This window comes from Acidovorax sp. FG42 (assembly GCF_057809195.1).
The window spans coordinates 119,712-143,250 of sequence record NZ_JBMDJM010000013.1 but is presented as its reverse complement, the minus strand read 5'-3'; the positions used below and the strand labels follow the sequence as shown (position 1 = coordinate 143,250).

Sequence of the window (23,539 nt, the reverse complement as noted above, 5' to 3'; positions counted from 1 at the left end):
CCTCTTCCTCTTCCTCTTCCTCTTCCTCTTCCTCTTCCTCTTCCTCTTCCTCTTCGTCTTCCTCTTCGTCTTCCTCTTCGTCTTCCTCTTCGTCTTCCTCTTCGTCTCCATATCCGCCAGCGGGTGTTGCGTACGGATTTACCCCTTCAATATCGCCAAAAATCTGAAGCCGTTCCTCTTGATAGTGATTGTTTATTTCGGTACCAAGAAACTCGTCAGCGGTTGTGATGTATGTTTTTTCCGAATTGAACGTAAGCCGATGGGCCGAATGGAGATACAGAGTCAAATCCTGAAGTAGCGTTCTTAGCTCAGACTCTTCACCGAAGATTCGAATATCATCGACATATCGTGCATGCTCGAAACCTCGCCCGTGGATAAAGCGATCAACGTCATCCAAGGTCGCCTCTGAAAACACAATACTTGCTGCAGGGCCTACAGGTATTCCCTGCGAAGCTTTAGTATTTAACTCCGTGAGGAAATATTCAATTTCCCTGGATATTCCAACTGGATCCTCTGACATCTGCTGAATTGCGTTAGCCAATCGATGTAGATAAATTTTATTGTAAAAATCTGTTATATCAGCACACAGAACATGAGTACTACTTTCAGCTAGCGCTTCGCACTGATTTTTGAAAACATCATAACCAGATCCATCAGCAAAAAAACTATTTGGTAGATCACGAAGGCGATAAGAGCAAGCTACTTGGCCATTCATTCTTGACCGTTCAACACCATTTGCAACCCTCTTCGCTAAAGCCGTGTAAACAATAGCAGTAAGGGGCTCAAGCCGATGAACCATTCTAAATCCGCCGCGAATCTTCGGCCAAGCTATAACATGCGGATTTTCTGATAAAAAATCACGCAGTTGCTGATTCAACATCCAACTTCTAATTTCCGGCCACTGAAAGCTTATTGCACGAAATTCTTCAGCCCGAGGAAAGAAATCGGTATCATAAAAAAATGATATATGAGAAATCGCAAAATCTAGATGATGTTCACTCAACAGGGCTTTTAGAGCTGCCATTTATTAGTTCCTTATATCGACCGCGGTCCTAAAAACAAAAACGTTCCGGACAAAGTTTCTGCGATTGCCAATTCAACGTCGAGCCTCTGGAGGGTCGCGGACACTTTAAGCGGAGCACGTACGTCAGCGCAACCCGTCCCCTAAACGTAAACCCATATAAACATCCGCACGTCGCTGAGCCCGCTCTCAAAACAGCGTCGCCCTCCTCGCCGCCAGATCCCCCATCTGCCACGCTCAGATGCACTGCGACAAAACTGCGCTCCGCGCGTAGCGGCAGCCGGATCTAGTTTGCTCTGTATTTAATAGCTATTAGCGCTTTACCAGTAAGCGCCAGAGCCTATTTTTAATCCTATTCTGCAAGGCAGGCGCTTGCCTACACTTCATGAAGTGCCCGCCCGGCTTGGCTCCCGCACGCCCCTAGCAAAGATCACGCGGCACCACCCCCACCGTCTCGCACCAACATTGGTAATCCGCCCGCCGATCAGCCGTGCTGATCCGCTGCAACACCGTGTGGTGCGGCCCCAGGTACTCCACGCTGCCCTTGACCACCACATGCACCAGCAGCTCTTCGGTGCCCGTCGCTTCCCACCAGTCCACATTGCCAGCGGGCTCGTGGATGTAGTCGCCCGGCCGCACCACGCGGCCATCGTTCAGGCGGCGCTCGCCTGTCAGCGTCAGGGCGTGCACTTCACCCGTGTGGCGGTGCAGGCCCAGCCGCGTGCCGGGCGACAGGCGCATCAGTTCCACCCAACCGGTATCGTCGGGCAAGAACTGAATGGGCAGGGACCACTTGCCTTCGCCTTCAGGAATCCAGTCCGTCAGGCCCGCACGCTCCAGCGCCTGGGCCACGATCACATCGGCAAGGTGGTTGTTCGTTGTCGTCATCGTCGTCATGTCGGCGCTCCTGGGTAGCTATTGGTTGATGGCTTGAGTGACTGATTGATTGCTTATTGCTCGGGGTGCTGGTGGCGGTACTCCTGCGTGCGGCCGCCAAAGCCGTACGCGGCGGCGCGCACGTCCTGCACGTAGACATAGCTTTCGGGGTGCAGCGTGCCCAGCAGGCCCTCGAAGGCTGTGAACGCCTCGGCGATGTAGCGCGCCTTCTCGGCCTTGGTGTTGGTCTCGTCCACCACCTTGACGTCGAAGTAGAAGCTCGACTGTTTCAGGTCGGCCAGCGAACGGCCGGCGACGTACCAGTCGGCGGGGTCGACAAAGGTGATGACCACGGCAGTGAGGTCGCGCCGCTTGCCGAGCACGCGGGTGGTCAGGTCCAGCAGGGTTTCTGCAATGCGGGCAGACAGCTCGGGTGTGCGTTGGGCAGACACTTTGACGTTGAGGATGGGCATGGAGGGCTCCTGTTGAAAGCATTGGGTTGAACGAGCCTTCACTGTAGAAATGGCGCCCCGCCGCGGAAACCGCCCGTGGCGATAATGGCTTTTGCTCCGCACGCAAAGGCGCGCTCGATGAAACAAGAACCCCGCTCCTTCCTCCCCGACCCGGCCGACCTGCGGTGGCTGGTGCGGTCGCTCGACCTGCGCTCGTTTTCTGCAGCGGCGCGCGAGATGGATGTGGCGGTGTCGGTCGTCGCGCGCGGTGTGGACCGGCTGGAAGCCGGCTACGGCGTGCGCTTGCTGCGCCGGTCCACGCATGGTTTGTCGGCCACGCCCGAGGGCGCAGAGCTGGCGCAGGAAGCGCGTGCCTTGCTGGCGCAGCTGGAGGACATCGGTGCATCGCTGTCGGACCAGCGCAGCCGCGTGGCGGGCACCCTGCGCCTGGCCTCCAGCCAGGAGATCTGCGAAGCGCTGGTGCTGCCCCACCTGGCAGACCTGCAGGCGCGCTACCCCACGCTGCGGGTGGAACTGCTGGCCGACGACCGCGTGGCCGACCTGGTGACGGAAGGCATCGACGTGGCGCTGCGCACCACCGTGGGCCACAGCGACCTGGTGGTGGCGCGCGCACTGGGCCGGTTTGAGCGGCGCCTGTATGCGGCCCCTGGATATTTGGAACAGCACGGCGAGCCCGCCGAGCCTAGCGAGCTGCAGCAGCACCACACCGTCACGCACACCGCGCAGGGGCCGGCGGTGACCTGGGCCTTTCGCAATGCACAAGGCAAGCCGCTGGAGGTGACCGTGCGCTCGCGCCTGGCCGCCAGCACTTCGGCCCTGGTGCACCATGCGCTGGTGGGCGGCGCGGGGATCGGCATGCTGTCCTGCCCGCTCGCGGCGGCCGATGTGGCGCAAGGCCGGTTGGTGGAGGTGCTGGCGCCTTTTGCGTCCGGCACCGTGCACACGCTGTACGCAGTGTCGTCACCGGGCCGGCGCAACGCGGCCAGGGTGAAGGCGGTGATTGATTTTCTGGTGAAGGCGTCGAAGGACCGGTGGGCGCTGGCGCCTGTGCGTTGAGGGCGTTTTATGCACCACCAGCTGGCTGGCCGGGGGCTGCTGACCCCAGCTGCAAGACAGCCTGGGAGGAGCAAGGTGCGGGCATGTGGGTCAGTGAGTTGGCCCGCTTTCATTGCTTGCTATCAAGCCGATGCCACCCAGCCCCGGAACGCAAAGCCCATGTAAAACATCTGCACATCGCTGAACCCAGCCTCGCGCAGAATCACCTCGTCTTCCTTAGGCGTCAGCACCGCCAGCTCCGCCGCAATCTTGTCTCGCGCCCTGGCCGCATGCTCGGGCGGCACGCCGGACGCCACCTGAAACGCGGCGTAGCGTGACAGCCATAGGTCGCGCTCCCCTGCCCCGCCCCCGCCGCCACGGCCTGCACCATCCGCCACGCTCAGATGTGCCACCACCAGCGGCGCATCGGGCTTGAGCCGCCGCCGGATCTCTGCCGCCATAGGCACGCGCTCCTCGCGCGGCACAAAGTGAAAAGTCAGCAGGCACGTGGCGCCGTCGAACGGTCCGGCCGGTGCGCTCTGCACATAGCCGTGGTGCAGCGCCACGCGGTCGCCTGGCACGCCTGCGCTCTGCAGCCGCTGGGCCGCCAAGTCCAGCATGGGCTGGCTCGGGTCCACGCCGTCGAACCGCCAGCCGGGGTGCGCCCGCGCCATGTCTTCCAGCTCCAGCCCGCCGCCTGCGCCCACCACCAGCACGCGGCCGTGGGCGGGCACGCGCTCGGCCAGCAGGATGCGAACCATGGGCAGCAGGCTGTCGTAGCCGGGGACGTTGCGGCGGGGGCCTTCGGCGTAGCGGGCGACGGCGGCGGGGTCCGTGAAGGGGGACGTGGTGGGTTGGGTCATGGTGTGTTGCGTGTGGTGGATACGCGCTTTTGCGTTGAGCTTGTCCAACGGCATTGCCAGGTCAGCGCAGGGTTTCGGCAGGCTCAACCCGAACGGTCAGGGGTGGGCAACGTCTGAAAAAATCAAGCCAAATTGACCTATAGCGCTTATCTATCAAGCGCCAGCAGCTATCAATTCAGTAGTAATTTGTTCGTACCCAAGCACTGTTTCCGGTTGCATGCTAGCATCACGCAACTTTAAATGTTGCATGAAACGAGATAGCCGACTTTCCAATGTTCTCCACGCGCTGCTGCACATGGCAGAGATGGAGGGGCCCGCTACATCTGAGGCGATGGCGCAGGCCATGCAGACCAACCCGGTGGTGGTGCGCCGCCTGATGGCGGGGCTGCGGTATGCGGGTTTTGTGTCGTCGGCCAAGGGGCATGGCGGCGGGTGGGTGCTGTCGTGCCCGCTCACCGACATCACGCTGCGCGACATCTACGAGGCGCTGGGCTCGCCCACGCTGCTGGCGGTGGGCAACCGTGTGGAGAGCCCCGGCTGCATCGTGGAGCAAGCGGTGAACCGCGCGCTGACCGATGCCTACCAGGCGGCCGAAGAGGCGCTGCTGGCGCGACTGGGTGCGGTGACGCTGGCACAGCTGTCGGCCGAGTTTCATGAACGCATGGTGGCCGGGTGCCACGGTCACAAGGAGATTGAGCATGGCGACAGCGGCAATGGCAACAACCCAGGCGTATGAGGTGATCGTGATAGGCGGCAGCTTTGCGGGCCTGTCGGCCGCAATGCAGCTGGCGCGTGCACGGCGGCGGGTGTGTGTGGTGGACGCAGGCCAGCCGCGCAACCGGTTTGCGGTGGCGTCGCACGGCTTCTTCGGGCAAGACGGCGAACCGCCGCTGGCGATGATCGAGCAGGCGCGGCGCAAGCTGGCGGCCTACCCCACGGTGGGTTTTGTGCAGGGCACGGTGGTGTCGGCCACGGCGCAGCAACGGTCCGGGTCACCCGAGAACGGGTTTGAAGTGGTGCTGGACGATGGCGCAACCATGGAGGCACACAAGCTGGTGCTGGCGTTTGGCGTGCAAGACGGTTTGCCGGACATTGCAGGCCTGCGCGAGCGCTGGGGCGCATCGGTTTTGCACTGCCCGTATTGCCACGGCTATGAATTTGCAGGCCAGCGGCTGGGCGTGCTGTACCACTCGCCAGGCTCGGCCATGCACGCGCAGCTGATTGCCGACTGGGGCCCGACCACCCTCTTTCTGAATGGCGACACCACGCTGGAGAGCGCCGAGCGCGAGCGGCTGCTGGCCCTAGGCATAACCATCGAGCCCGCGCCCATCGCCGCGCTTGAGGGCCTGGGCCAGGCGCTGCAGGCCGTGCGGCTGCATGCCACCAGTGGCGGTGATGCGCGCGTGGTGCCGCTGGATGCGCTGTATGTGGCCGCCACCACGCGCCCCGCCAGCCCGCTGGCCGAGCAACTGGGCTGCGCGTTCGACGATGGGCCCATGGGCCCTTACCTCCGCACCGATGCGAACAAGATGACCACCGTGCCCGGCGTGTATGCCGCTGGCGACCTGACGCTGATGCGGCACAACGCCACGCTGGCATCGGCCGAAGGCGTGCTGGCGGGTGTGGGGGCGCACCAGGCGCTGGTGTTTGGGGCGTGACCCAGCTTGCCGGGGGCGCGCAGGGTGTGACTGGGGGACTCAACACACGGCACACGGACCAACGGTTGACGCAGCCCGCAGCGGGCACCTACACTGCCCTATCGCGTCCGGCCCCTTGGGCCTGAGCGAGCCGCAAAGCCCTCCACCGCCGTTGAGGGCTTTTCTTTTTGGTCCATCGCATTGAAGGCTCTCCCTGCTTGCAGAGAGGGCTTTTTGCATTTCTGGAGCCTTTATCTCATGCACACCGCTTCAACCCACACCACCCCCGCAGCCGTTGCAGGCACCGCCCCCCGCATCCACCTGGTCATCGGCCCGGTGGGTGCGGGCAAGTCCACCTTTGTGCGCCAGCTGGTGCAGCAGCACCGCGCCGTGCCGCTGAACCTGGACGACTGGATGGCCACGCTGTTTTCGGCCGACCGGCCCGATGCGGCGGACGCCATGGCCTGGTATGTGCCACGCACGCTGCGTTGCTTGGCGCAGATCTGGAAGACGGCCGAGGCCGTGCTGCACGCGGGTGGCGATGTGGTGTTGGAGGTGGGCCTGATCCAGAAGCACCAGCGCGATGCGTTTTACGCCCGCATGGGGCCGTGGGCCGATGCCTTGGCGGTGTATGTGCTGGACGCCCCGCGCGAGGTGCGGCGCGCGCGTGTGTTGCGGCGCAACGCCGAACAGGGCGCAACGTTTTCGATGGTGGTGCCGCCGCACATCTTTGAGCTGGCCAGTGACCTGTGGCAGCCACCGGACGAAGTGGAGTGCGCGAACCACACCGTGGTGTGGGTGCCCGTGGCGGACCACGGGGCTTGAAGACATGGCGCGGGCCTGGTTGCAATTTGCGCTGTGGGCAACGGCGCAGCCCGAGCCGCAGCGTCCCAGCCGCGCCGCTCAGGCCTGGGCCACCTGCTGCAGCAATGTGTCGAAGTTGCCGTGCAGGGCCTGGCTGCCCAGCACACGGCGGCAGCCGGTGGCGGCGTCGCCCACTGCCAGTTGTGGCACGCCTTGTGCGCCCAGGGCTTGCATGTCGGCACGGGCGGCGGCCACGCGCTGCAGCATGGCGGCGCGCAGGGCGTCGGTGGGTTCGCGCACCAGCGCTGCAGCAGCATGCAGGCCCAGGGCGCTCAGCACATCGGCCAGCACGGTGGGCGCCGTGGTGTCGCGCCCGTCCACATACCGTGCGTGCTGCAAGGCGTGCAGTGCCTCCAGCTCACGCGCGGGCTCGGTCTGGGCCACGGCGGTGAGGGCCAGCGTGGCAGGGCCCGAGTCAAAACGCCCGGCCGGCTGGCCCAGCACCTGCTCGCGATAGGCCTGGCTGAACGGCTGGCCGGTGAGCTGCGCGATGCGCTGGTCGTTGGACCAGGCGTAGGCGGCAAATTGCGCGTCCATGGGCCGGGCGCCTGCGCCTGCAAACAAGCCCGTGGGCGCCAGCACCACCTGCAGGCCGGGCGTGGCTTGCAAGCGGGCCAGCACGGGTGCGGCGGCGTAGCACCAGCCGCACAGGGGGTCGAACAGGTACGTCACGGTGACGGTGGGCGTGGAGGACATGGATCAGGGTCTCTCTTCAGAATCTTCAGAATCGGGCAGCGTGGAGGCGGCTGGTGCCCCTGGGGGCGCAGCCTGGGCAAGTTGGGCAACGTGTGCGGCCAGCGCAGCTTCAAACGCTGCAATTTCTTCGGCCAGCGTGCCCCGGCTGCGGAAATGGCGGGCGGCGCGGTCGTACCAGTTTTCGGCGTCTTCCAGGTCGCCCTCTTGCAGGTGCAGGATGCCGTGCAGCCAGGCGCCGAGCATGGAGCCGTCGTGCTGCACCAGATCGTGCGCCGCATTCCAGCGCCCGGCGTGCAGGTGCTGCAGGACCTGGTGAAGGGGGTGGGTGGTGGTCACGATCGGGTGCTCCTACTTTGGTTTAGTTCGCAGGCGTGGTGAACATGGGGTTGCCGCTGGCGGTCGGGGTGACCTCTTGCTGCAGCACGTCCCAGTGCTCGACGATCTTGCCACCGGATAGGCGGAAGATGTCCACCCCGACCATGGGCTTGGGGCCCATGCCGGAGTAGCGGCCGTGCATCATGACCAGGTCGCCCTCGGCCACCACCATGCCGGGCTCGTACTTGAAGTCGGGCGGCAGGCTTTTGATCCATCCGCGCAGCACCTCGGCCCCATTGGGCACGGCGGGGTTGTGCTGGATGTAGCCGGGCGACCAGTACTTGTCGATGACCGACGCATCACGCGTGATGAACAGGCCTTTCATGCCGGCCACCACGATCTCTTTGTTGGTGGTCTGGGCAAAGGCGCTGGCCGACGCAAAGGCTGCCACGAGCGATGCGGCAACGAGCAAGGTCTTCAAGGGCTTCATGGGAACTCCTTGGGTTGGGACGGGGACTTGAAGGACGGGACGGTAAAGCTGTGTGCGTGGCAGTCTGAGGGTTGGCTTACCACTTCATTTCACCCTTGTTCACCTTGGCGCCGATGTCCAGCGACAGGCCCATGGGCGCTGCGGGGTAGGCCTTCTTCATCGCGTCGATGAGTTCGGCGCTGGTCTTTGTGGCGGCGGCGTTTTTCTCAAACGCTTGCAGGTAGCCCTTGGTGTAGCTGATGTTGGCGGCATCCAGCGCGCCACCGGCGGGCATGTGGCCGGGCACCACCACGGTGGGCTGCAGGGCGGCCATTTCGTCGAGCTGGGCCACCCAGGCGCTGCGCTCGGCCACGGTTTGCGTGTCGGCCGTCCACACATGGGTGTTGGTGCCAAACACGCCGATGGTGCCCACCACGGCCTTGATGGACGGAATCCACGCATACGGGCGGTGCGCCAGCAGGCCGGTGGTACCACGGATCTCCACGGTCTGGCCGTCCACGCTCAGCGTGTTGCCAGCAATCGCCTTGGGCAGCACGGGCGTGCGCGGTGCGTTGGTGCCCATCTTGGGGCCCCAGAAGGCGAGCTTGCCAGCCAGCTTGACGTTGATCTTCTCCAGCACGGCGGGCGTGGTCACCACGTCGGCCTTGGGGAAAATTTCTTTCAGCGTCTCGACGCCAAAGTAGTAGTCGGGGTCGGCCTGGCTCACGTAGATGGTCTTGAGCTCTTTGCCCGTGTCGAGCACGTTGGCGGCAATGCGCAGCGCGTCGGCACGGGTAAAGCCTGCGTCGATGACCATGGCTTCCTTCTCGCCATAGACCAGCGTGGAGTTGACGTTGAAGCTGTTGCCGTCGGCGTTGTAGACCTTGACGTGCAGCGGCTGGGCGGCCTGGGCGCCGGTGAAGGCAACGGCGAGGGTGGCGGCGATGAGGGTGGTGCGGAACATGGTGGTTTCTCCGGTGTGTTGAGCGGTGGTGCAGATGACGGAATGAAGTTTATTTGCGCCAATCGATCCAATAAACCCGATAATTCGCGCATATTTGTTGCACCAATCGATCAAATAACCCCTGTGGACCGCCTGACCGCCATGCATGTGTTTGCCGAAGTCGCCACCAGCGGCAGCTTCAGCGCCACGGCCGACAAACTGGAGATGTCGCGGGCCATGGTCACGCGCTATGTGGGCGAGATGGAGCAGTGGCTGCAGGCCCGCCTGCTGCAGCGCACCACCCGCAGCGTGACGCTGACCGACGCGGGCGAACACGCGCTGCGCCGCTGCCAGCAGATGCTGGCGCTGTCGCAAGACCTGGAAGAAGAAACCGCCACCACCACCGAGGGCGCATTGCGCGGGCAGCTGCGGCTGACCTGCAGCGTGTCGTTTGCGTTTGCGCAGATGGGTGCGGCGATTGCGGACTTTCTGGCACAACACCCGCAGCTCAAGATCGACCTGGACGCGAGCGAAGGCTCGCTCAACCTGGTGGAAAAGCGCATCGACCTGGCCATCCGCATCAGCGCCGAGCCCGACCCGTTGCTCATCGGCCGGCCACTGGTCCGCTGCGATTCGGCCCTGGTGGCATCGCCCGCCTACCTGGCCGCCCACGGTGTGCCGCAGCAACCTGCCGACCTGGCGCAGCACCGGTGCCTGAGCTACGCCAACTTTGGCAAAAGCGTGTGGCGGCTGACGCGCGGCGAGGTGGTGGAGCGCGTGGGCGTGAGCGGCCATTTCAGCGCCAACGAGGCCACCACGCTGATGCGCGCCGCGCTGGCGGGCGGCGGCATTGCGATGCAGCCGACGTATCTGGTCAACCCCTACCTGCACAGCGGCGAGCTGCAGGCCGTGTTGCCGGGCTGGGACTTGCCGGTGATGACGATCTATGCGCTGTACCCGTCGCGCCGTCACTTGTCGCCTGCGGTGCGGGCGTTGCTGGATTTTTTGGTGGCCCGGTTTGCGGGGGTGCCTTGGTGAAGGTGGCTGGCCAGGCCACACACAGCCACTACGCTTTTAATAGCTACTCAGGCATATTCCTCTAATGCATCCGGCCACTTGGGCTAGAAATATTCCACACCCCTGGCAAAAGGAAGAACACGGCCCGGTTCAACAGAAGGTTGCCCCTACTGATGCTGGGCCTGCAGCTCACTCCGCCTCGATACCGGCGGCCTTGATTACCTTGCCCCACTTCTGGGTTTCGGCGGCCTGGAACTTGGCGAGTTCATCGGGCGTGGTGGTCCAGGCTTCGGAGCCGGCGTTGTCATAGAAGCTCTTGGCCGCAGCGCTCTTGGTGGCGGCCGTGAGCAGCTCATTCAGGCGCGCCACCACCGGCGCGGGCGTGCCCGCTGGCACGTAGGCCGCAAACCAGTAGCCCATGTCGTAGCCCTTCACGCCCGCTTCATCCAGCGTGGGCACATCGGGCAATTGCACGCTGCGCTTTTGCGTGGAATAGCCCAGCGCGCGCAGCTTGCCCGCCTTGACCTGGGGCACGCCCGTGGAGGTGTCGGTGATCATCAAATCGATCTGCCCGCCCAGCAGGTCGGTGATGGCCAGCGGGTTGCTCTTGTAGGGCACGTGCAGGATGTCCACGGCCGACAGCTGCTTGAGCATTTCGCCCGCCATGCGGCTCGATGAGCTGCCGCTGCCAAAGCTGAGCTTGCCGGGGTTCTTCTTGGCAAAGGCCAGCAGCTCGCCCACGTTTTTGTACGGTGCGTTGGCGTTGACCACCAGCACCTGCCCGCCCTTGCCCAGGCCGGTGACGGGGGCGAAGTCCTTCACCGGGTCGTACGAGAGCTTTTTGTACAGGTGCTCGTTGGCGGCGTGGGTGGTGTTGGTGGTGATGAGCACGCTGTAGCCATCGGCCGCCGACTTGGCCACGGCCGACGCCGCGATCATGCCGCTGGCACCCGCCTTGTTGTCGATGACCACGGGCTGCTTGGTATCGTTGGTGATGGACTGGCCCAGCGCGCGCGCCAGCTGGTCGGTGGCGCTGCCTGCGGCAAAGGGCACGACGAAGGTGATGGCCTTGGCAGGGTAGGCACCAGCCGCCTGGGCCAGCGCAGCGGGGGCATGCAGTGTGCCGAGTGCCAGCACGGCAGCGGTGGCAAGCAGAGCGCGGCGGGGGGATGAAGGGGTCATATTGTCTCCTGGTGTTGGTATGGATGGAAAAGCGAAACGGGAGGTCTAAGCCGCGGGGCCGCCAAAGTGCGCAGCCAGGTGGGCGGGCACAGTGACGGACATATCGAGCAACAGGTAGCTCAGCGCCTTGCCGTGGCTGTCGAGGTTGAGCGAGTCGTTCACGCCGCCGTCGAGCACGTCGTCCAGCACGATGTTCATGGCCTGCAGTTGCGGCAGCAGGTAGCGCGTGACCTGGCGCGGGCGGCGCTGCGCAAACTGCCGCGCCACGGCGGCCTCGGTGACTTGTTCGACCAGCACATCCCACAGCGAGGGGTGCCAGGCGATGACGCTTATGTTGGAGCGATTGCCTTTGTCGCCCGTGCGGCTGTGGGCTAGGCGATACAAGGGAACAGTGACGGTAAGGTTTGTAGTGGTCATGGCTTGAGTCCTCAATCCACCATCTCGAAGTAAACGGACACGGCCTCGCGCGGAACCAGGCACGACACCGTGCCCAGGCGCGGCCGCATGGCGGTGCGCACGCCGCCGCCGCCCGCGGGGCCGCAGGTGTAGAGCGCGGTCACCTCGCGCACCAAGCGCTGGGCGCTGGCGTGGTCGCGGTGCTGCAGGGCAACGCGCAGGCGCACATCGCGGGTGTCATTGCGGTCGTTGTCAGGTGCATCCAGCCAGCGGCTGGTGTCGTCGCCAAAGATGCTGGTCACGCCGATCAGGTCGATGCGCAGCGGCCCCAGGCCCTGCAGGCGCTCGCGCAGCACCTCGCCCGCCAGGCGCGCACGGGCTTCGGCGCGCGGGCCGGCGTAGGAGATTTCGCCCTCGGCAAACCAGCCGGATTCAAAACACACGTTGACCTTGAGCGTGGCGGGCCGCGCATGGCCCTGCACGTCCTCCAGCCGCACCGCGTCGGGGCCCACGGTGGTCACACGGGCGGTGGTGATGTCGGCCACAACGTCGGGCGTGAGGTAGGCCGCCGGGTCGTGCAGCTCGTACAGCAGTTGTTCCTTCACCGTGCGTTCGGTGATGCAGCCGCCCGTGCCCGGGGGCTTGGTGATGGTGCAGTGGCCGTCGGCGTCGATTTCGGCAATGGGGTAGCCCAGGTGCGCCAGGCCCGCCACATCCTTGTAGCCGGGGTCGGCAAAGTAGCCGCCCGACACCTGCGCGCCGCATTCGAGCAAATGCCCGGCCATGGTGGCGCGGGCCAGCCGGTCCCAGTCGTCCAGCGCCCAGCCGTAGTGGGCCAGCGCGGGGCCCAGCACCAGGGAGGGGTCGGCCACGCGGCCGCAGACCACGATGTCGGCGCCCGCGCGCAACGCATCGGCAATGGCCTGTGCGCCGATGTAGGCGTTGGCGCTGACGATGGGCTCGGTGGGCATGGCGCTGCCCAGCGCGCCGCGCAGCAGCGCGCGGTGTTCGGGGCCGCTCAGGTCGTCGCCCTGCAGCACGGCAACGCGTGGGCGGACCAGACCCAGCTCGGCCGCCAGCGCGTGGATGCGCCGCGCGGCGCCGTGCGGGTTGGCCGCGCCAAAGTTACTGACGATGCGCACGCCGTGGGCCAGGCACTGTGCCAGCACGGGGCGCAGCAGGTCGGCCAGCAGCGGCTCGTACCCTGCATCGGGGTCGGTGCGGCGCGCCAGCTGGGCCAGTGCCAGCGTGCGCTCAGCCAGGGTCTCGAAGATGAGCACCGCAGGCTGGCCGCTGGCGATGAGCGCCTGCACTACCGGCAAAGCGGCATCGGTGCGGTCGCCCGAGAAGCCGGCGGCGCAGCCGACCAGCAGCTTGGTTCTTTGTTCGTTCGGCATGAATCCGTTGTCTCCTGACCGTGAATGTAGGAACATGGCGGTATTCTGTGAAATCGATTGTTACGATGAATCCATCTGAAATGCAGATGAATCAAATCAACTCCGCATGAGCGCCCCCCACCTCTCCAGCCGCCAGCTCGACGCCTTCCTCGCGCTGGCGGAGCAGCGCAGCTTCACACGCGCCGCTACGTTGTGCCATCTGTCGCAGCCCGCGTTCAGCGCGCTGATCCGCGCGCTGGAGGACGACCTGGGCCTGCGGCTGTTTGACCGCAGCACACGGCATGTGGACCTCACGCCTGAGGGACAGAACTTTCTCGAGTCGGCCCACCGCATCCGCGCCGAAATCACCACCGCGCTGGCCGCAGTGCGCGACACGGCCACGCTGCAGCGCGGGCGCGTGGCTGTGGCGCTGCTGCCATCGCTGGCGGCCGGCTGGCTGCCGGGCGTGCTGGCGCAGTACCGTGCGGCGCACCCAGGCATCGAGATCGACATTGCCGATGTGTTGTCCGAGCCCTGCATCGACCGCGTGGCCAACGGCCATGCGGACTTTGCGCTGGCCGCCATCCGCGCCGACACGCCCGCGCTGCAGGCCGAGCCCTTTTGCAGCGACGACTTTTACCTGGTGTGCCCGGCCGACCACCCGCTGACGCGCAAGCGCAAAGCTATCACCGCGCAGGACCTGGCCGCGTGGCCCTTCATCCACCTCGCGCGCACCAGCAGCGTACGGCAGTACCTGGAGGCCGCCCTGCATCCGCAGGCCATGCACACGCTGATGGAGGTGGAGCAACTCGCCACCGTGATGGGCATGGTGCGCGCGGGGCTGGGCATCAGCGTGGTGCCGGCGCTCACGCTGTTTCACTTTGAGCAGCCGGGGCTGGTCACGCGGCCGCTGTCGCTGTCGGGGCTGACGCGGCAGATCTACCTGGTGCGGCGGCGGGACGAGAGTTTGTCGGTGGCGGCGCAGGCGCTGTATGCGCTGGTGATGGCGCAGCGGCCTTGAGACAGACGGCCATTCGCTATCTATTCAATAGCTGGAAGGTCATATTGGATAGGCGCTTACCGGCTATTCGAATCAAAATTTTGCAGCAATGGCGTCGCAGTGCCCCCTGCGTTGCTCAACCCGGATCACGGTCACGTGCCAGCACGGCCAGCTCCTGGTGCAGCAGCAGTTCCACCTCCGCCGGTTCAAACTGGTCCTGCAGCAGCGGGATGGCAAAGCGGTATTCACCGCCTTCGTGCTTGCGCAGCACATAGGCCAGCTGCAAGCGTGCCAGCGACTGGCGCAGCGCCTGCGCGTCGCCCGCGATGCCATGGCCTTGCAGCAGCTGGGCCAGTGTGACTAGGCTGGACTGCCCCGCCTGGGCCGTGTGGTAGACCACGATGCGGTCGACGCGGCAGGCGGTTTCGTCATGGCTCAGGCGGCCCCATCCGGCCAGGGCGTCCTGCACGGCCTGCGAGGCCAGGGCCTGGTCGAGGTGGCGCTTTTCAATCACGCGTTCGCCGGGCTGCAGCGCCTCCAGGCATTCCTGGCACAGGATGGCGACCAGATTGGCGCGCTGGCCGCTGGCATCCACCAGGCGGCTCACCAGGTGCTCGTTGTCAAAGCCCAGGCGCAGCTTGCGCAATGGCTCAGTGGCCAGTTCGCGGCAGGCATCGCGCTCCAGGCCGCCGATAGTCAGCACCTCGCCAAAGTTGCGCAGCGGGCTTTGATAGTCGAGCACGGCCGTGGCGTACAAATCCCAAAAGCCAGCCAGCATGAACCAGCAACGGCCCTCTTCGCTGAGCGCGCGCAGGGTAGAGAGCTGCACGTAGCCATTCGCCGATTCGTCACGGAAGAACAGGTCAGCCTCGTCGATGAGCAGCACCAGGCGCTTGCCTTGGTATTGCGCCTGCAGGTGGTCCACGATGGCTTCGAGCGGTGTGTCGGCCGCTAGGCCGAACTGCAGCGCCATGCGCGGTGCCAGGCGGTGGTCGCGCAGCGAGACGTAATGGCACACGGTGTGCGGGTGGCCCGCCATGCGGCGCTGCACGGCCTTGAGCAGGCTGCTTTTGCCCAGCTGGCGCCCGCCCACCACCAGGTAGTTGGCGGGCTCGCGGTTGATGACGCGGGCCAGCAGTTGCGCGCGGCCAAAGAAGGCGCCTTCGCGCGTGACGCCGCCGCGCGTCTGGTAGGGCGAGATGCGGGTGATGCGAAGCTGCGCGGCCAGCAGGCGCAGCAACACTTGCAGGGCGTCGCCGCCAATCAGCCATTCGGCCTGGCTGGCGCTGTCGGCCATCACATGCAGGTTGGCGCGGTCTTGGGTGTGCGCGTGCAGCAGGGGCCAGGGGGTGTCCACGCTGTGATCGCTCAGGATCAGCAGCACGTCGCTGCCGGTTTGCACGGCGCGCAGCTGGCGCAGCACGGTGGCTTCGTCGATGCCGGGCGTGGGCACAAAGACAAGGCAGCGGTCCAGCGAGACAGGCAAGTCGGACGGGAACGACCATTCAAACACCGCACCGGGCAGCGCCCAGTCGGTGCTGGGCTGGCAGCGGGCCGACACTCGTTCGGCCAACGCACGCGTCAGGGCCGGGGCGCGTTCACTGCCCGTGGCCTGGGCGCAGGCCACGGCGCGGCGCCAGTCCACCAGGCGAATGTCGGCGGCCTGCAGCGTGGGCTCCAGCCGCCGCAGCCAGCGCAGCAGCCGGTCGATGTGCGGCAGGCGGGCCAGCGGTGTGCGGCGCAGACGCGCGGGGCGCAGCTGGCCTGCACCGATGAGCGGGTGGCGCACCACCCACAGCACGGCACCCACGCCAAAGATGACCGCGCACCACGTGATGAGCGAGCGCATCCAGCCAAAGGGGTCGGCATCCGGCGCAGGCTTGGCGGGCTCGAAGTCGTCGGTGCTGCCTTGCTGGCAGTTGATGGGCAGGTAGCCCTGCGGGATGGGCGGGTTGCCGGGGCGGCAGGTCCAGGTGTGGGTGCCGGGCTGCAGCTCCACCATCACCTGCGTGCCCGCCAGCTTGCCAAATTCAGGGTTGTGGGCAATGTCGGCCTGCAGCACATTGGGGCGCGGGGACGTTACGCGCAGCTGCGGGTTGGCAATGGGCGGCGCGTACTTCTGAATGTCGGTGGGCCAGGCATCCAGCTCGTTGCGGGCGTTGACCATGGCCACGCGCCACTGCACCAGTTCGCCCCACAGCGGCCCCACATTCATCGCCGCCATGAACCTGCCCCGCGTGGCCGGGTTGTGCTGGGGCAGGAACACGGCGCTGGCCACAAACAGCGTGACCAGCGCAATGACCACGGCGCGCACCACGGGCCGGGACAGCCAGGGCATCAGTCGGCCGAGCATGAATCCAGCACCATGAAGCCAGCATCGCGGATGGTGGCGCAGCGCCAGTGCAGCCGCGCCGCATCGCCCGTACCGCGCGCAAGAATGAGGTTGCCCCAGAACAGGCTGCGCAGGTCGTCGTCCTGCAGGTAGGGCCGCGCTCGGCCCAGGTCGTCGGAGCTCAGCAACTGCTGCAGGCGCGCCCGGCTGGCAGGCGCCTGCGCCAGGGGCAGAAACGTTTGCCACAGGCGCGGGCTGCTGGCCAGGTGGGTGCGCAGGGCAATGAAGGCGGGCTGGCCTTCGTGCAGGCTGGCGCCCGCGCCGGGGTGGTCTACCAGCCATTGCAGGCCTTCTTCAAACAGCGCGGGGTGGCCGCCGCTCAGGGCCTGCAGCGCGGCCACCACCGGCTCGGCCCAGGGCTGCTCGGGCCAGCGGTCGCGGGCCAGTTGCATCAGGTCGGCCAGCGACGGGTCGGGCCAGTGGTGGACTTGTGCGATGTTGAGCAGCGACAGGTCGCCGCTGCGGTACTTGAGGTCGGCCAGCGCCTGGCCGCCACACAGCAGCAGGTGCAGGCGGCCGCTGTGCATCTCGCTCAGGCTGCGCAGGATGCCCGCCAGGGTTTCGCGCAGCGCGGACGTGCCCTGCTCAAAACGGCTGACCAGGCAGAAGATGCGCTCGCCCGCCAGCAGGCGGCGCTCCAGCGCCGATTCAAACTCGTAATCCGACGCCACATCGCCCAGCCCGCACTGGCGGCCGATGGCGGCGAAGTATTCGGCGGGCACGGTGCTCACGCTGTAGGGCGGCTGGATGTGCAGCACCGAGCCCTCGCCGTACTGGGCGCGGGCGCGCTGCAGCAGCTCGTGCCGGAACGGCGGCTGCCCCCAGTGCGCGGGCGACAGCAGCAGCGAGATGGGGTACGGCACCGCCTGGGCCAGCTGCGCAAACACCTTGTCCTGGAACGCGGCAAACGGCTGCGCGCCGGTGGAATCGGCCTGTAGCGGGAACTCGGGCGCGACCCCTGCGGCGCTGAGCAGCCGGTTGGCCTCGCTCTCGGTCAGGCGCAGGTAGCGCGTGCAGGCCACCAGCTTGTCGCGCGAGCGCGGGTTGGGCACCGAGATGCCGTTGCGCCAGTTGTTGACGGCCTCGCGGCTCAGGCCGATCTCGGTGGCCACGCCCGAGGCGCTGGCGCGGATGCGGCGCATGTAGATCGACAAGAGGTCGGCAAAAGAATCGGCAGACATGTGTGGTGCGGCGGTGGCGGGATAAACGCGCTGAAACTAAAAGATGACACGTGCTGCCAATAAACGGCAGGTGGCTGGCGGGCATTGTCATTGCTGCCAAGCCATCCGGCCGCAAGGGGTCGGCATTGCCGATGCGTCAGAGCAACGGCTGCACCATGGGCCAGGCCTTGGTGCAGGCCAGACTACAGGCCGTGAGCACCGGGCTGTACAACACAACGGCACCGACCACCGACATCAGCCAGCCGGGCTCTTCATGGTCTTCGGTCTCGGCGGTTACGCCCTCCTTCAAGGATGCCTGGCTGAGCCCCTCTTCTTTGTTGTCCTCACCCGAATCGCCGGTCATCTCCTGCACCAGCATCACGGTCACCACCAGCAGCGACACGGCCAGCAGCGCCAAGTAGCCGTATTGCAGCGCGGGCTGCGTGAGCGGATAGAAATAGCCCGCCAGCAGCGCAGCCGGGGCCAGAAAGAACACGTGCATCATGAGCCGGTACCAGGGGAAGCCATCCACCGGCCTCTCCAGCGCCCCCATGACCATGCGGTAAGTCAGCGCCCCCAGCACAAAAATCACCCCGCCCCACCATTCGATTTGCGTCAGCATGTTGTTGTTCTCCTGAGATGCATTTACTGCGCTGCCATCACCGTGGCGGGGCCATCGTCGCCAGGCTGGTTGGCGTCACCGTCTCCATCATCGCTGCCGTCTTCCCCGCGCAGCGCTTTGTGTTCGGTGACCGTGTAGTACAGCGACAGCGCCACGGCCAGGACCAGCCCCAAGCCCATCCACAGCCAAAAGCCCTTGAACAGCAGCACGGTGACCACCGTGAAGACCACCGCATGCACCAGCCCTTTGAACCCGGCCCGCAACAGCAGCACGGCCATCAGCCCCTGCACGGGTGATTTGCCGCTTTTGCCCATGGCCCGCGCCATTTCGACAAACGCCTCGGCCGCCTCACGGGCCTCACGCTTGCGCTTTTCTTCTTGCTGGCGCAGCTTGGCAACGGCCATCGGCTTGGCCGGGTCTTTGGAGCAGGCGTAGCGGTCATCGGCATCGCCGTCTTCGCCGCCCTCGCCGACCTGTGGCAAAGGCTCGACCACCGCACGCCACTGCGGGTTGGCGTCCATGAATGCCTTGCGCGACACCCAGCGGCCCTGGTCGAAATGCATGCGTTCGGTTTCGCCCACCTGGTCGTAGAAGACCTCCATCACCGCCGCCCGCAGGCCGTGGCGGAACAGGGTTTCGATCTGCAGCAAAGGCAGGTCGCCACTGGTGCCGGTATCAAATTGCAGCACCAGGTGCGATGGCGCTGCAGTGACCGACTGGTTGAACCATTCCCCATCCCACAAGGCCTCCAGGCTAGGTGCGCCCAGCTTGCCGGCCCAGCGCTGGGCCTGCTCGGTGTTGTCTGCGCACAGGTACTGGTAGACCAGCTGACCGGTCTTGAGCTTGATCGGGTCTTCAAAGAACAGCTGCAGCGTGAGGGTGTTTTGCGACATGGGGCTGGAACGGTGGTGAACGTTTGGAGGGTGTTGCGTGATGGCGTGCAGGCATTGTGTCGGGCGTTGCCATGCCTGTCCCTCGCGGCCTTGTCCAGCGCACCAGACGGCCGGTTGACAAACCGTCCAGTGCCTTGGCGGCTTTGCCGAGAGCCCGCACAGTCGCATGGGTGCCCGATCATCATCCAAAGCGCCTGCATACTCTCCGCCCTCGGGCTCGGCCCGATCCAAAGCAACACACCGGAGGGACCTTAACCATGCGATTCGATACCCGCTTTTATGCACTGCTGTCTGGCGCTGCACTGACACTGAGCCCAGTCACTGCGCAGACGGACCGTGCCACCCCTGCTAAGCCTGCTGCCGCTGCGCAAGCCGCCAACCAGTTCGCCAACAGCCCGCGTGAAAAGCTGGTGGTGGCCATGCCCAAGACCTATGCCAAGGCCGAGACCATGCTGCTGTGGGGCGACTACTTCAACCACCTGGCGCGCTGCGGCAACATCGACTTGCAGAACCAGCAGGGCGAGTCGCTGGACAAGAGCACCAACATCGACGTGCTGGCCGAAAAGGAACTCATCGACAGCCTGGTATCTGGCAAGGCCCAGCTGGCCCAGGTCAACCCCGGCCTGGTGCCGCAACTGGTGGCGGCAGGCCAGCCCGCGCCGTTCGGCGTGCCGGGCAACAAGGCCAGCGGGCAACGCAATTCGTACAAGCTGATCCTCATCGCACGCGTGGACAGCCCTTTCACCAAGCCGCAGGACCTGGTGGGCAAGAAGATTGCGCACACCACACCCACCTCCAACTCGGGCAACCTGGCGCCGCGCGCACTCTTCCCGGCCATCGGGCTGGTGCCAGACCAGAACTACGAAGTGGTGTTCTCCAACGGCCATGAGCGCTCGGTCACGGGCGTGATGCATGGCTTCTACCCCGCGGCGGCCGTGGCCAGCGACCTGTACCAGCGCATGGTGGTGAAGGGCGACGTGAAAGGCTCCAGCATCCGCACGCTGTGGGAGAGCCCACCCTTCATGACCGAGACCTGGACAATGGGCAAGGATGTCTCGCCCGAGCTGCAGGCGCGTGTGAAGAAGTGCTCCTTTAGCTACAGCTTTTCGCCCAAGCTGCGGCAGCTGCTGCCGGGCAACGACACCTTTTTGCCCATCAACTTTGAGCGCGACTTTGCGACGGTGATGGAGGTCTACAACAAGACGCAGAAGGCTGCGCAGGCGGCCAAGGCTGCCGCCAAGTAGGCGCCCCCACTGCGCCGAGGCGCCGACCGGTCAAGGCTGCGAGGATGCGGCGCTGAGCCGATCGCGCGTGCGCCGCGCGACATCCTTCACCCACGGCTGGGCCTCCCAGTGGCGCTGGGCGAACGCCGTGATCTGGTCCCGGTAAGTCAACGAGGCACCGATCACATCCAGGCCGTCGATGAACATGCGCCTGTGGCGCTCGGAGACGGTGAAGGGCGCGCTGTGCCCTGCCGTGCGCACCTGGCGCTGCTCCACATCGATCTCTATCGCCATCGGCCCTTGGTGGGCACGGGCCTCGCGCATGAAGGCCTGGGCATCGTCCTCGCTCACCATCGCCAGCAACAGGCGGTTGTTCATGGCGTTGGAGTAGAAGATCTCACCAAAGCTCGACGCCACCACCGCCTTGAAACCGTACTGCTGCATGCCCCACACCGCATGCTCACGGCTGGAGCCGCAGCCATAGTTGCTGCCAGCCAGCAGCACATCGGTGCCGGCAAAAGCTGGCTGGTTGAGCACGAAGTCTTCGCGCGGCTGTCCGGCGCCGTCAAAGCGCAGGTCGTACAGCAGGCCCGGCGCCAGGCCCGACTTGTCAATGCCGCGCAGGAACTGCTTGGGCATGATCTGGTCGGTGTCCAGGTTGGCAATGTCGAGGAGTGCGGCGTGGCCCCGCACGGTGGTGTTGTTGTCGGCACTCATGCGGTCCCCTCCAGGGTTCTGACGTCAGTGATGCAACCCGTGACGGCCGAGGCGGCGGCCATGGCCGGGCTCATCAGGTGCGTGATCGCCCCCCTGCCCTGGCGGCCTTCGAAATTGCGGTTGGTGGTGGATGCGCAGCGCTGGCCCGGGGCCAGCACGTCGTCGTTCATGGCCAGGCACATGGAGCAGCCGGGCTGGCGCCATTCGAAGCCCGCGGCCACAAGTCGCGCGGCGATGCCTTCGGCCTCGGCCTGGGCCTTCACCGCGCCCGAGCCGGGCACGACCATGGCGCGCACGCCGTGGGCCACGCGGCGGCTGCCAACGACGCGGTCTACCTCGCGCAGGTCCTCGATGCGGGCGTTGGTGCACGAGCCGATGAACACGTGCTGCACCGGCACGCCCGCCAGCGGCTGCCCGGCGGACAGGGCCGTGTAGCGCAGGGCCTGCTCGGCGCTGCTGCGCTGCACGGCGTCGGTGATGTCCTCAGGCCGGGGCACAGTGGCGTGGATGGCCATGGCCTGGTCGGGGCTGGTGCCCCAGGTGACGAAGGGGGCCACCTCGGCCGCATCGAACACATGCTCCGCGTCAAACACGGCGCCTTCGTCGCTGCGCAGCGTGGCCCAGTGGGCCAGGGCCTGCGCGCGTACGTCTCCTGCGATGTCGGGGGCCTTGGCCAGCACGTAGTCGATGGCGGTGGCGTCGGGCGCGATCAGTGCGCCGCGCGCACCCGCTTCCACCGCCATGTTGCACAGCGTAAAGCGCGCCTCGACCGACAGGGTGCTGATGGCGCTGCCGCAGAACTCGACCACATAGCCGCGCGCGCCCTGTGCGCCGATGCGACTGATGACCATCAGGATCAGGTCCTTGGCGGTGGTGCCCAGGGGCAACACACCCTCGATGCGGATGCGCATGTCCAGGGCACGGCGGTAGACCAGGGTCTGCGTGGCCAGAACATGCTCCACCTCGGACGTGCCGATGCCGAAGCCCAGCGCGCCCAGCGCGCCGTAGGTGGTGGTGTGGCTGTCGCCGCAGATGATGACCATGCCGGGGCGCACCATGCCGTGCTCGGGCGCGATCACGTGCTCGATGCCCTGCAGCGGGTCGTTGGTATCGAACAGCGGGATGCCATGGCGGTCGCAATTGGCCTTGAGGTTGCTGGCCTGCAGCGCAGAAGGTGGGTCTTGAATGACCCGGTGGCGCACCGGGTGCGTGGGGATGATGTGACTCACCACGGCCACGTTCTGCCCGGGCACGGGCACGACGCGCCCGGCCTCGTGCAGACCAGCGAAGGCCTGGGGGCTGGTGTATTCGTTCATCAGGTGCAGGTCGCAAAAGAGCAGCACGTTCTGTTCGTCCAGAACGGCCACGGTGTGCGATGCCACCAGCTTCTGGTAGAGCGTTGCGGGTGTGGTCATGGTCATCGTGATGGGTGTGAGGGGAATGGGCTATTGGCAAGCCAGCAGGAAAGGCAGGGCAGCTTCCAGCAGCGCATCGGGCGCTTCTTCGGCGATGTAATGGCCGCAGGGCAGCGCATGGCCGCGCACGTCAGTCGCCACGCGCTGCCACTCCTTGAGCGGCTCAAAGCACTGGTGCACCACGCCCTGCTCGCCCCACAGGGCCAGCAGCGGCATGGCGAGTTGGCGGCCCGCATCGCGGTCGGCGCGGTCGTGCACGAGGTCGATGCCAGCGGCGGCGCGGTAGTCCTCGCAGATGCCGTGGGCCGTGCCCGGCAGGGCCAGGCAGCGCACGTACTCGGCCAGGGCACGCGGGTCGAACGGGGCCAGGCCTGCACTGCGCCGGCCCATCACGTCACGCACGTAGGCGGCGGGGTCGGCCTCGATCAGGCGCTCGGGCAGCGGCGCGGGCTGAATCAGGAAGAACCAGTGCCAGTAGGCGCGGGCGAACGCGTTGCTGGTCTGCTCGTACATGGCCAGGGTGGGCGCGATGTCCAGCAGCACCATGCGCGAGACCGCCTCGGGTTGGTCGGCCGCCAGGCGGTGCGCAACGCGGGCGCCCCGATCATGGGCCAGCACGGCAAAGCGCGCATGGCCCAGGTGCGCCATCACGGCCAGCATGTCGGCGGCCATGGTGCGCTTGCTGTAGCGCAGATGTTCGGCATCGCCGGCAGGCTTGGCCGAGTCGCCGTAGCCCCGCAGATCGGCCAGCACCAGCGTGAAGTGCTGCGCCAGCACGGGCGCCACCTTGTGCCAGATGGCCGAGGTCTGCGGGTGCCCATGCAGCAGCAACAGGGCAGTGCCTGTGCCGCCGACCAGCGTGTGGATGTGCTGGCCGTCGGGCGTGGGCACGCGGTGAGGAGTGAAGCCGGGAAAAAGTGAAGTGGTCATGGGCGAGGTGGTCATGGCCGTGAG

General features: G+C 65.9%; 25 protein-coding genes. 7 read left to right on the top strand and 18 right to left on the bottom strand.

Annotation, left to right across the window (positions count from 1 at the left end):
• The 3 genes from ACODSM_RS14895 to ACODSM_RS14885 form a co-directional block, all read right to left on the bottom strand.
• A partial coding sequence (locus tag ACODSM_RS14895; protein WP_488805807.1) for an RNA-directed DNA polymerase occupies nucleotides 1-1,024 on the bottom strand: 1,024 nt, incomplete at its 3' end.
• Between the two features lie 417 nt (nucleotides 1,025-1,441).
• Nucleotides 1,442-1,918 (bottom strand): cupin domain-containing protein, encoded by a 477-nt coding sequence (locus ACODSM_RS14890; protein WP_488805806.1) that lies wholly within the window; start codon nucleotides 1,916-1,918, stop codon nucleotides 1,442-1,444.
• Between the two features lie 53 nt (nucleotides 1,919-1,971).
• Nucleotides 1,972-2,370: a tautomerase family protein gene (locus tag ACODSM_RS14885; protein WP_488805805.1), complete on the bottom strand. Its 399-nt coding sequence runs from the start codon at nucleotides 2,368-2,370 to the stop codon at nucleotides 1,972-1,974.
• A gap of 117 nt (nucleotides 2,371-2,487) precedes the next feature.
• On the opposite strand from ACODSM_RS14885, the gene ACODSM_RS14880 reads away from it, so the two are divergent.
• Complete coding sequence (locus ACODSM_RS14880; RefSeq protein ID WP_436130019.1) at nucleotides 2,488-3,426, top strand: LysR family transcriptional regulator; 939 nt, start codon at nucleotides 2,488-2,490, stop codon at nucleotides 3,424-3,426.
• A gap of 122 nt (nucleotides 3,427-3,548) precedes the next feature.
• On the opposite strand, the gene ACODSM_RS14875 is transcribed toward ACODSM_RS14880, so the two are convergent.
• On the bottom strand, nucleotides 3,549-4,268 hold the full coding sequence (locus ACODSM_RS14875; RefSeq protein ID WP_488805804.1) for a class I SAM-dependent methyltransferase: 720 nt from the start codon (nucleotides 4,266-4,268) through the stop codon (nucleotides 3,549-3,551).
• Nucleotides 4,269-4,515: 247 nt separating this feature from the next.
• Between ACODSM_RS14875 and ACODSM_RS14870 the strand changes: the two genes are divergently transcribed.
• From ACODSM_RS14870 to ACODSM_RS14860, 3 genes are all read left to right on the top strand, one after another.
• On the top strand, nucleotides 4,516-5,004 hold the full coding sequence (locus ACODSM_RS14870) for an Rrf2 family transcriptional regulator (protein ID WP_488805803.1): 489 nt from the start codon (nucleotides 4,516-4,518) through the stop codon (nucleotides 5,002-5,004).
• The gene (locus ACODSM_RS14865) at nucleotides 4,967-5,926 is read left to right on the top strand and encodes an NAD(P)/FAD-dependent oxidoreductase (protein WP_488805802.1); all 960 of its coding nucleotides are present in this window, start codon (nucleotides 4,967-4,969) and stop codon (nucleotides 5,924-5,926) included. The genes ACODSM_RS14870 and ACODSM_RS14865 overlap by 38 nt, the downstream gene beginning before the upstream one ends.
• Before the next feature lie 237 nt (nucleotides 5,927-6,163).
• Nucleotides 6,164-6,730, top strand: coding sequence for a P-loop nucleotide/nucleoside kinase family protein (locus ACODSM_RS14860; protein WP_488805801.1), 567 nt, complete (start codon nucleotides 6,164-6,166; stop codon nucleotides 6,728-6,730).
• A 78-nt stretch (nucleotides 6,731-6,808) separates the two neighbouring features.
• On the opposite strand, the gene ACODSM_RS14855 is transcribed toward ACODSM_RS14860, so the two are convergent.
• From ACODSM_RS14855 to ACODSM_RS14840, 4 genes are all read right to left on the bottom strand, one after another.
• A complete protein-coding gene (locus ACODSM_RS14855) occupies nucleotides 6,809-7,465 on the bottom strand; it encodes a DsbA family protein (RefSeq protein ID WP_488805800.1) in 657 nt (218 codons plus the stop codon).
• Between the two features lie 3 nt (nucleotides 7,466-7,468).
• Nucleotides 7,469-7,804: a hypothetical protein gene (locus ACODSM_RS14850; RefSeq protein WP_488805808.1), complete on the bottom strand. Its 336-nt coding sequence runs from the start codon at nucleotides 7,802-7,804 to the stop codon at nucleotides 7,469-7,471.
• A gap of 19 nt (nucleotides 7,805-7,823) precedes the next feature.
• The gene (locus ACODSM_RS14845) at nucleotides 7,824-8,270 is read right to left on the bottom strand and encodes a nuclear transport factor 2 family protein (RefSeq protein WP_488805799.1); all 447 of its coding nucleotides are present in this window, start codon (nucleotides 8,268-8,270) and stop codon (nucleotides 7,824-7,826) included.
• A 76-nt stretch (nucleotides 8,271-8,346) separates the two neighbouring features.
• Entirely contained in the window at nucleotides 8,347-9,213 is an 867-nt protein-coding gene (locus ACODSM_RS14840) for an MBL fold metallo-hydrolase (RefSeq protein WP_488805798.1), read from the bottom strand.
• Nucleotides 9,214-9,336: 123 nt separating this feature from the next.
• Between ACODSM_RS14840 and ACODSM_RS14835 the strand changes: the two genes are divergently transcribed.
• Entirely contained in the window at nucleotides 9,337-10,230 is an 894-nt protein-coding gene (locus ACODSM_RS14835; RefSeq protein WP_488805797.1) for a LysR family transcriptional regulator, read from the top strand.
• Nucleotides 10,231-10,398: 168 nt separating this feature from the next.
• On the opposite strand, the gene ACODSM_RS14830 is transcribed toward ACODSM_RS14835, so the two are convergent.
• From ACODSM_RS14830 to ACODSM_RS14820, 3 genes are read right to left on the bottom strand one after another with little or no spacing between them, the layout of a single operon-like run.
• Nucleotides 10,399-11,391 (bottom strand): Bug family tripartite tricarboxylate transporter substrate binding protein, encoded by a 993-nt coding sequence (locus ACODSM_RS14830; protein ID WP_488805796.1) that lies wholly within the window; start codon nucleotides 11,389-11,391, stop codon nucleotides 10,399-10,401.
• Nucleotides 11,392-11,436: 45 nt separating this feature from the next.
• On the bottom strand, nucleotides 11,437-11,808 hold the full coding sequence (locus tag ACODSM_RS14825) for an AtuA-related protein (protein ID WP_488805795.1): 372 nt from the start codon (nucleotides 11,806-11,808) through the stop codon (nucleotides 11,437-11,439).
• Between the two features lie 11 nt (nucleotides 11,809-11,819).
• Entirely contained in the window at nucleotides 11,820-13,184 is a 1,365-nt protein-coding gene (locus ACODSM_RS14820; RefSeq protein WP_488805794.1) for an acyclic terpene utilization AtuA family protein, read from the bottom strand.
• Nucleotides 13,185-13,290: 106 nt separating this feature from the next.
• Between ACODSM_RS14820 and ACODSM_RS14815 the strand changes: the two genes are divergently transcribed.
• Nucleotides 13,291-14,184: a LysR family transcriptional regulator gene (locus ACODSM_RS14815; protein WP_488805793.1), complete on the top strand. Its 894-nt coding sequence runs from the start codon at nucleotides 13,291-13,293 to the stop codon at nucleotides 14,182-14,184.
• Between the two features lie 115 nt (nucleotides 14,185-14,299).
• Here ACODSM_RS14815 and ACODSM_RS14810 read toward each other — a convergent pair whose 3' ends face one another.
• The 4 genes from ACODSM_RS14810 to ACODSM_RS14795 all read right to left on the bottom strand — a co-directional run bounded on the left by ACODSM_RS14810 (nucleotide 14,300) and on the right by ACODSM_RS14795 (nucleotide 19,230).
• On the bottom strand, nucleotides 14,300-16,516 hold the full coding sequence (locus ACODSM_RS14810; protein WP_488805792.1) for an ATP-binding protein: 2,217 nt from the start codon (nucleotides 16,514-16,516) through the stop codon (nucleotides 14,300-14,302).
• The gene (locus ACODSM_RS14805) at nucleotides 16,501-17,736 is read right to left on the bottom strand and encodes a hypothetical protein (RefSeq protein WP_488805791.1); all 1,236 of its coding nucleotides are present in this window, start codon (nucleotides 17,734-17,736) and stop codon (nucleotides 16,501-16,503) included. Before ACODSM_RS14805 ends, ACODSM_RS14810 begins: the two co-directional genes overlap by 16 nt.
• Nucleotides 17,737-17,872: 136 nt before the next feature.
• A complete protein-coding gene (locus ACODSM_RS14800) occupies nucleotides 17,873-18,337 on the bottom strand; it encodes a hypothetical protein (protein WP_488805790.1) in 465 nt (154 codons plus the stop codon).
• Between the two features lie 23 nt (nucleotides 18,338-18,360).
• Nucleotides 18,361-19,230 (bottom strand): hypothetical protein, encoded by an 870-nt coding sequence (locus tag ACODSM_RS14795; protein ID WP_488805789.1) that lies wholly within the window; start codon nucleotides 19,228-19,230, stop codon nucleotides 18,361-18,363.
• A gap of 257 nt (nucleotides 19,231-19,487) precedes the next feature.
• Here ACODSM_RS14795 and ACODSM_RS14790 point away from each other — a divergent pair, with 257 nt between their 5' ends.
• Entirely contained in the window at nucleotides 19,488-20,474 is a 987-nt protein-coding gene (locus tag ACODSM_RS14790; protein WP_488805788.1) for a PhnD/SsuA/transferrin family substrate-binding protein, read from the top strand.
• 30 nt (nucleotides 20,475-20,504) lie between these two features.
• Here the strand turns inward: ACODSM_RS14790 and leuD are convergent, their stop codons facing one another.
• Genes leuD through ACODSM_RS14775 form a run of 3 tightly spaced genes read right to left on the bottom strand, consistent with a single transcriptional unit; the run spans nucleotide 20,505 to nucleotide 23,515 of the window.
• Complete coding sequence (gene leuD / locus ACODSM_RS14785) at nucleotides 20,505-21,170, bottom strand: 3-isopropylmalate dehydratase small subunit (RefSeq protein WP_476016948.1); 666 nt, start codon at nucleotides 21,168-21,170, stop codon at nucleotides 20,505-20,507.
• On the bottom strand, nucleotides 21,167-22,585 hold the full coding sequence (gene leuC / locus ACODSM_RS14780; RefSeq protein ID WP_488805787.1) for a 3-isopropylmalate dehydratase large subunit: 1,419 nt from the start codon (nucleotides 22,583-22,585) through the stop codon (nucleotides 21,167-21,169). The genes leuD and leuC overlap by 4 nt, the downstream gene beginning before the upstream one ends.
• A gap of 30 nt (nucleotides 22,586-22,615) precedes the next feature.
• Nucleotides 22,616-23,515 (bottom strand): alpha/beta fold hydrolase, encoded by a 900-nt coding sequence (locus tag ACODSM_RS14775; RefSeq protein ID WP_488805786.1) that lies wholly within the window; start codon nucleotides 23,513-23,515, stop codon nucleotides 22,616-22,618.
• Between the last annotated feature and the right edge of the window lie 24 nt (nucleotides 23,516-23,539).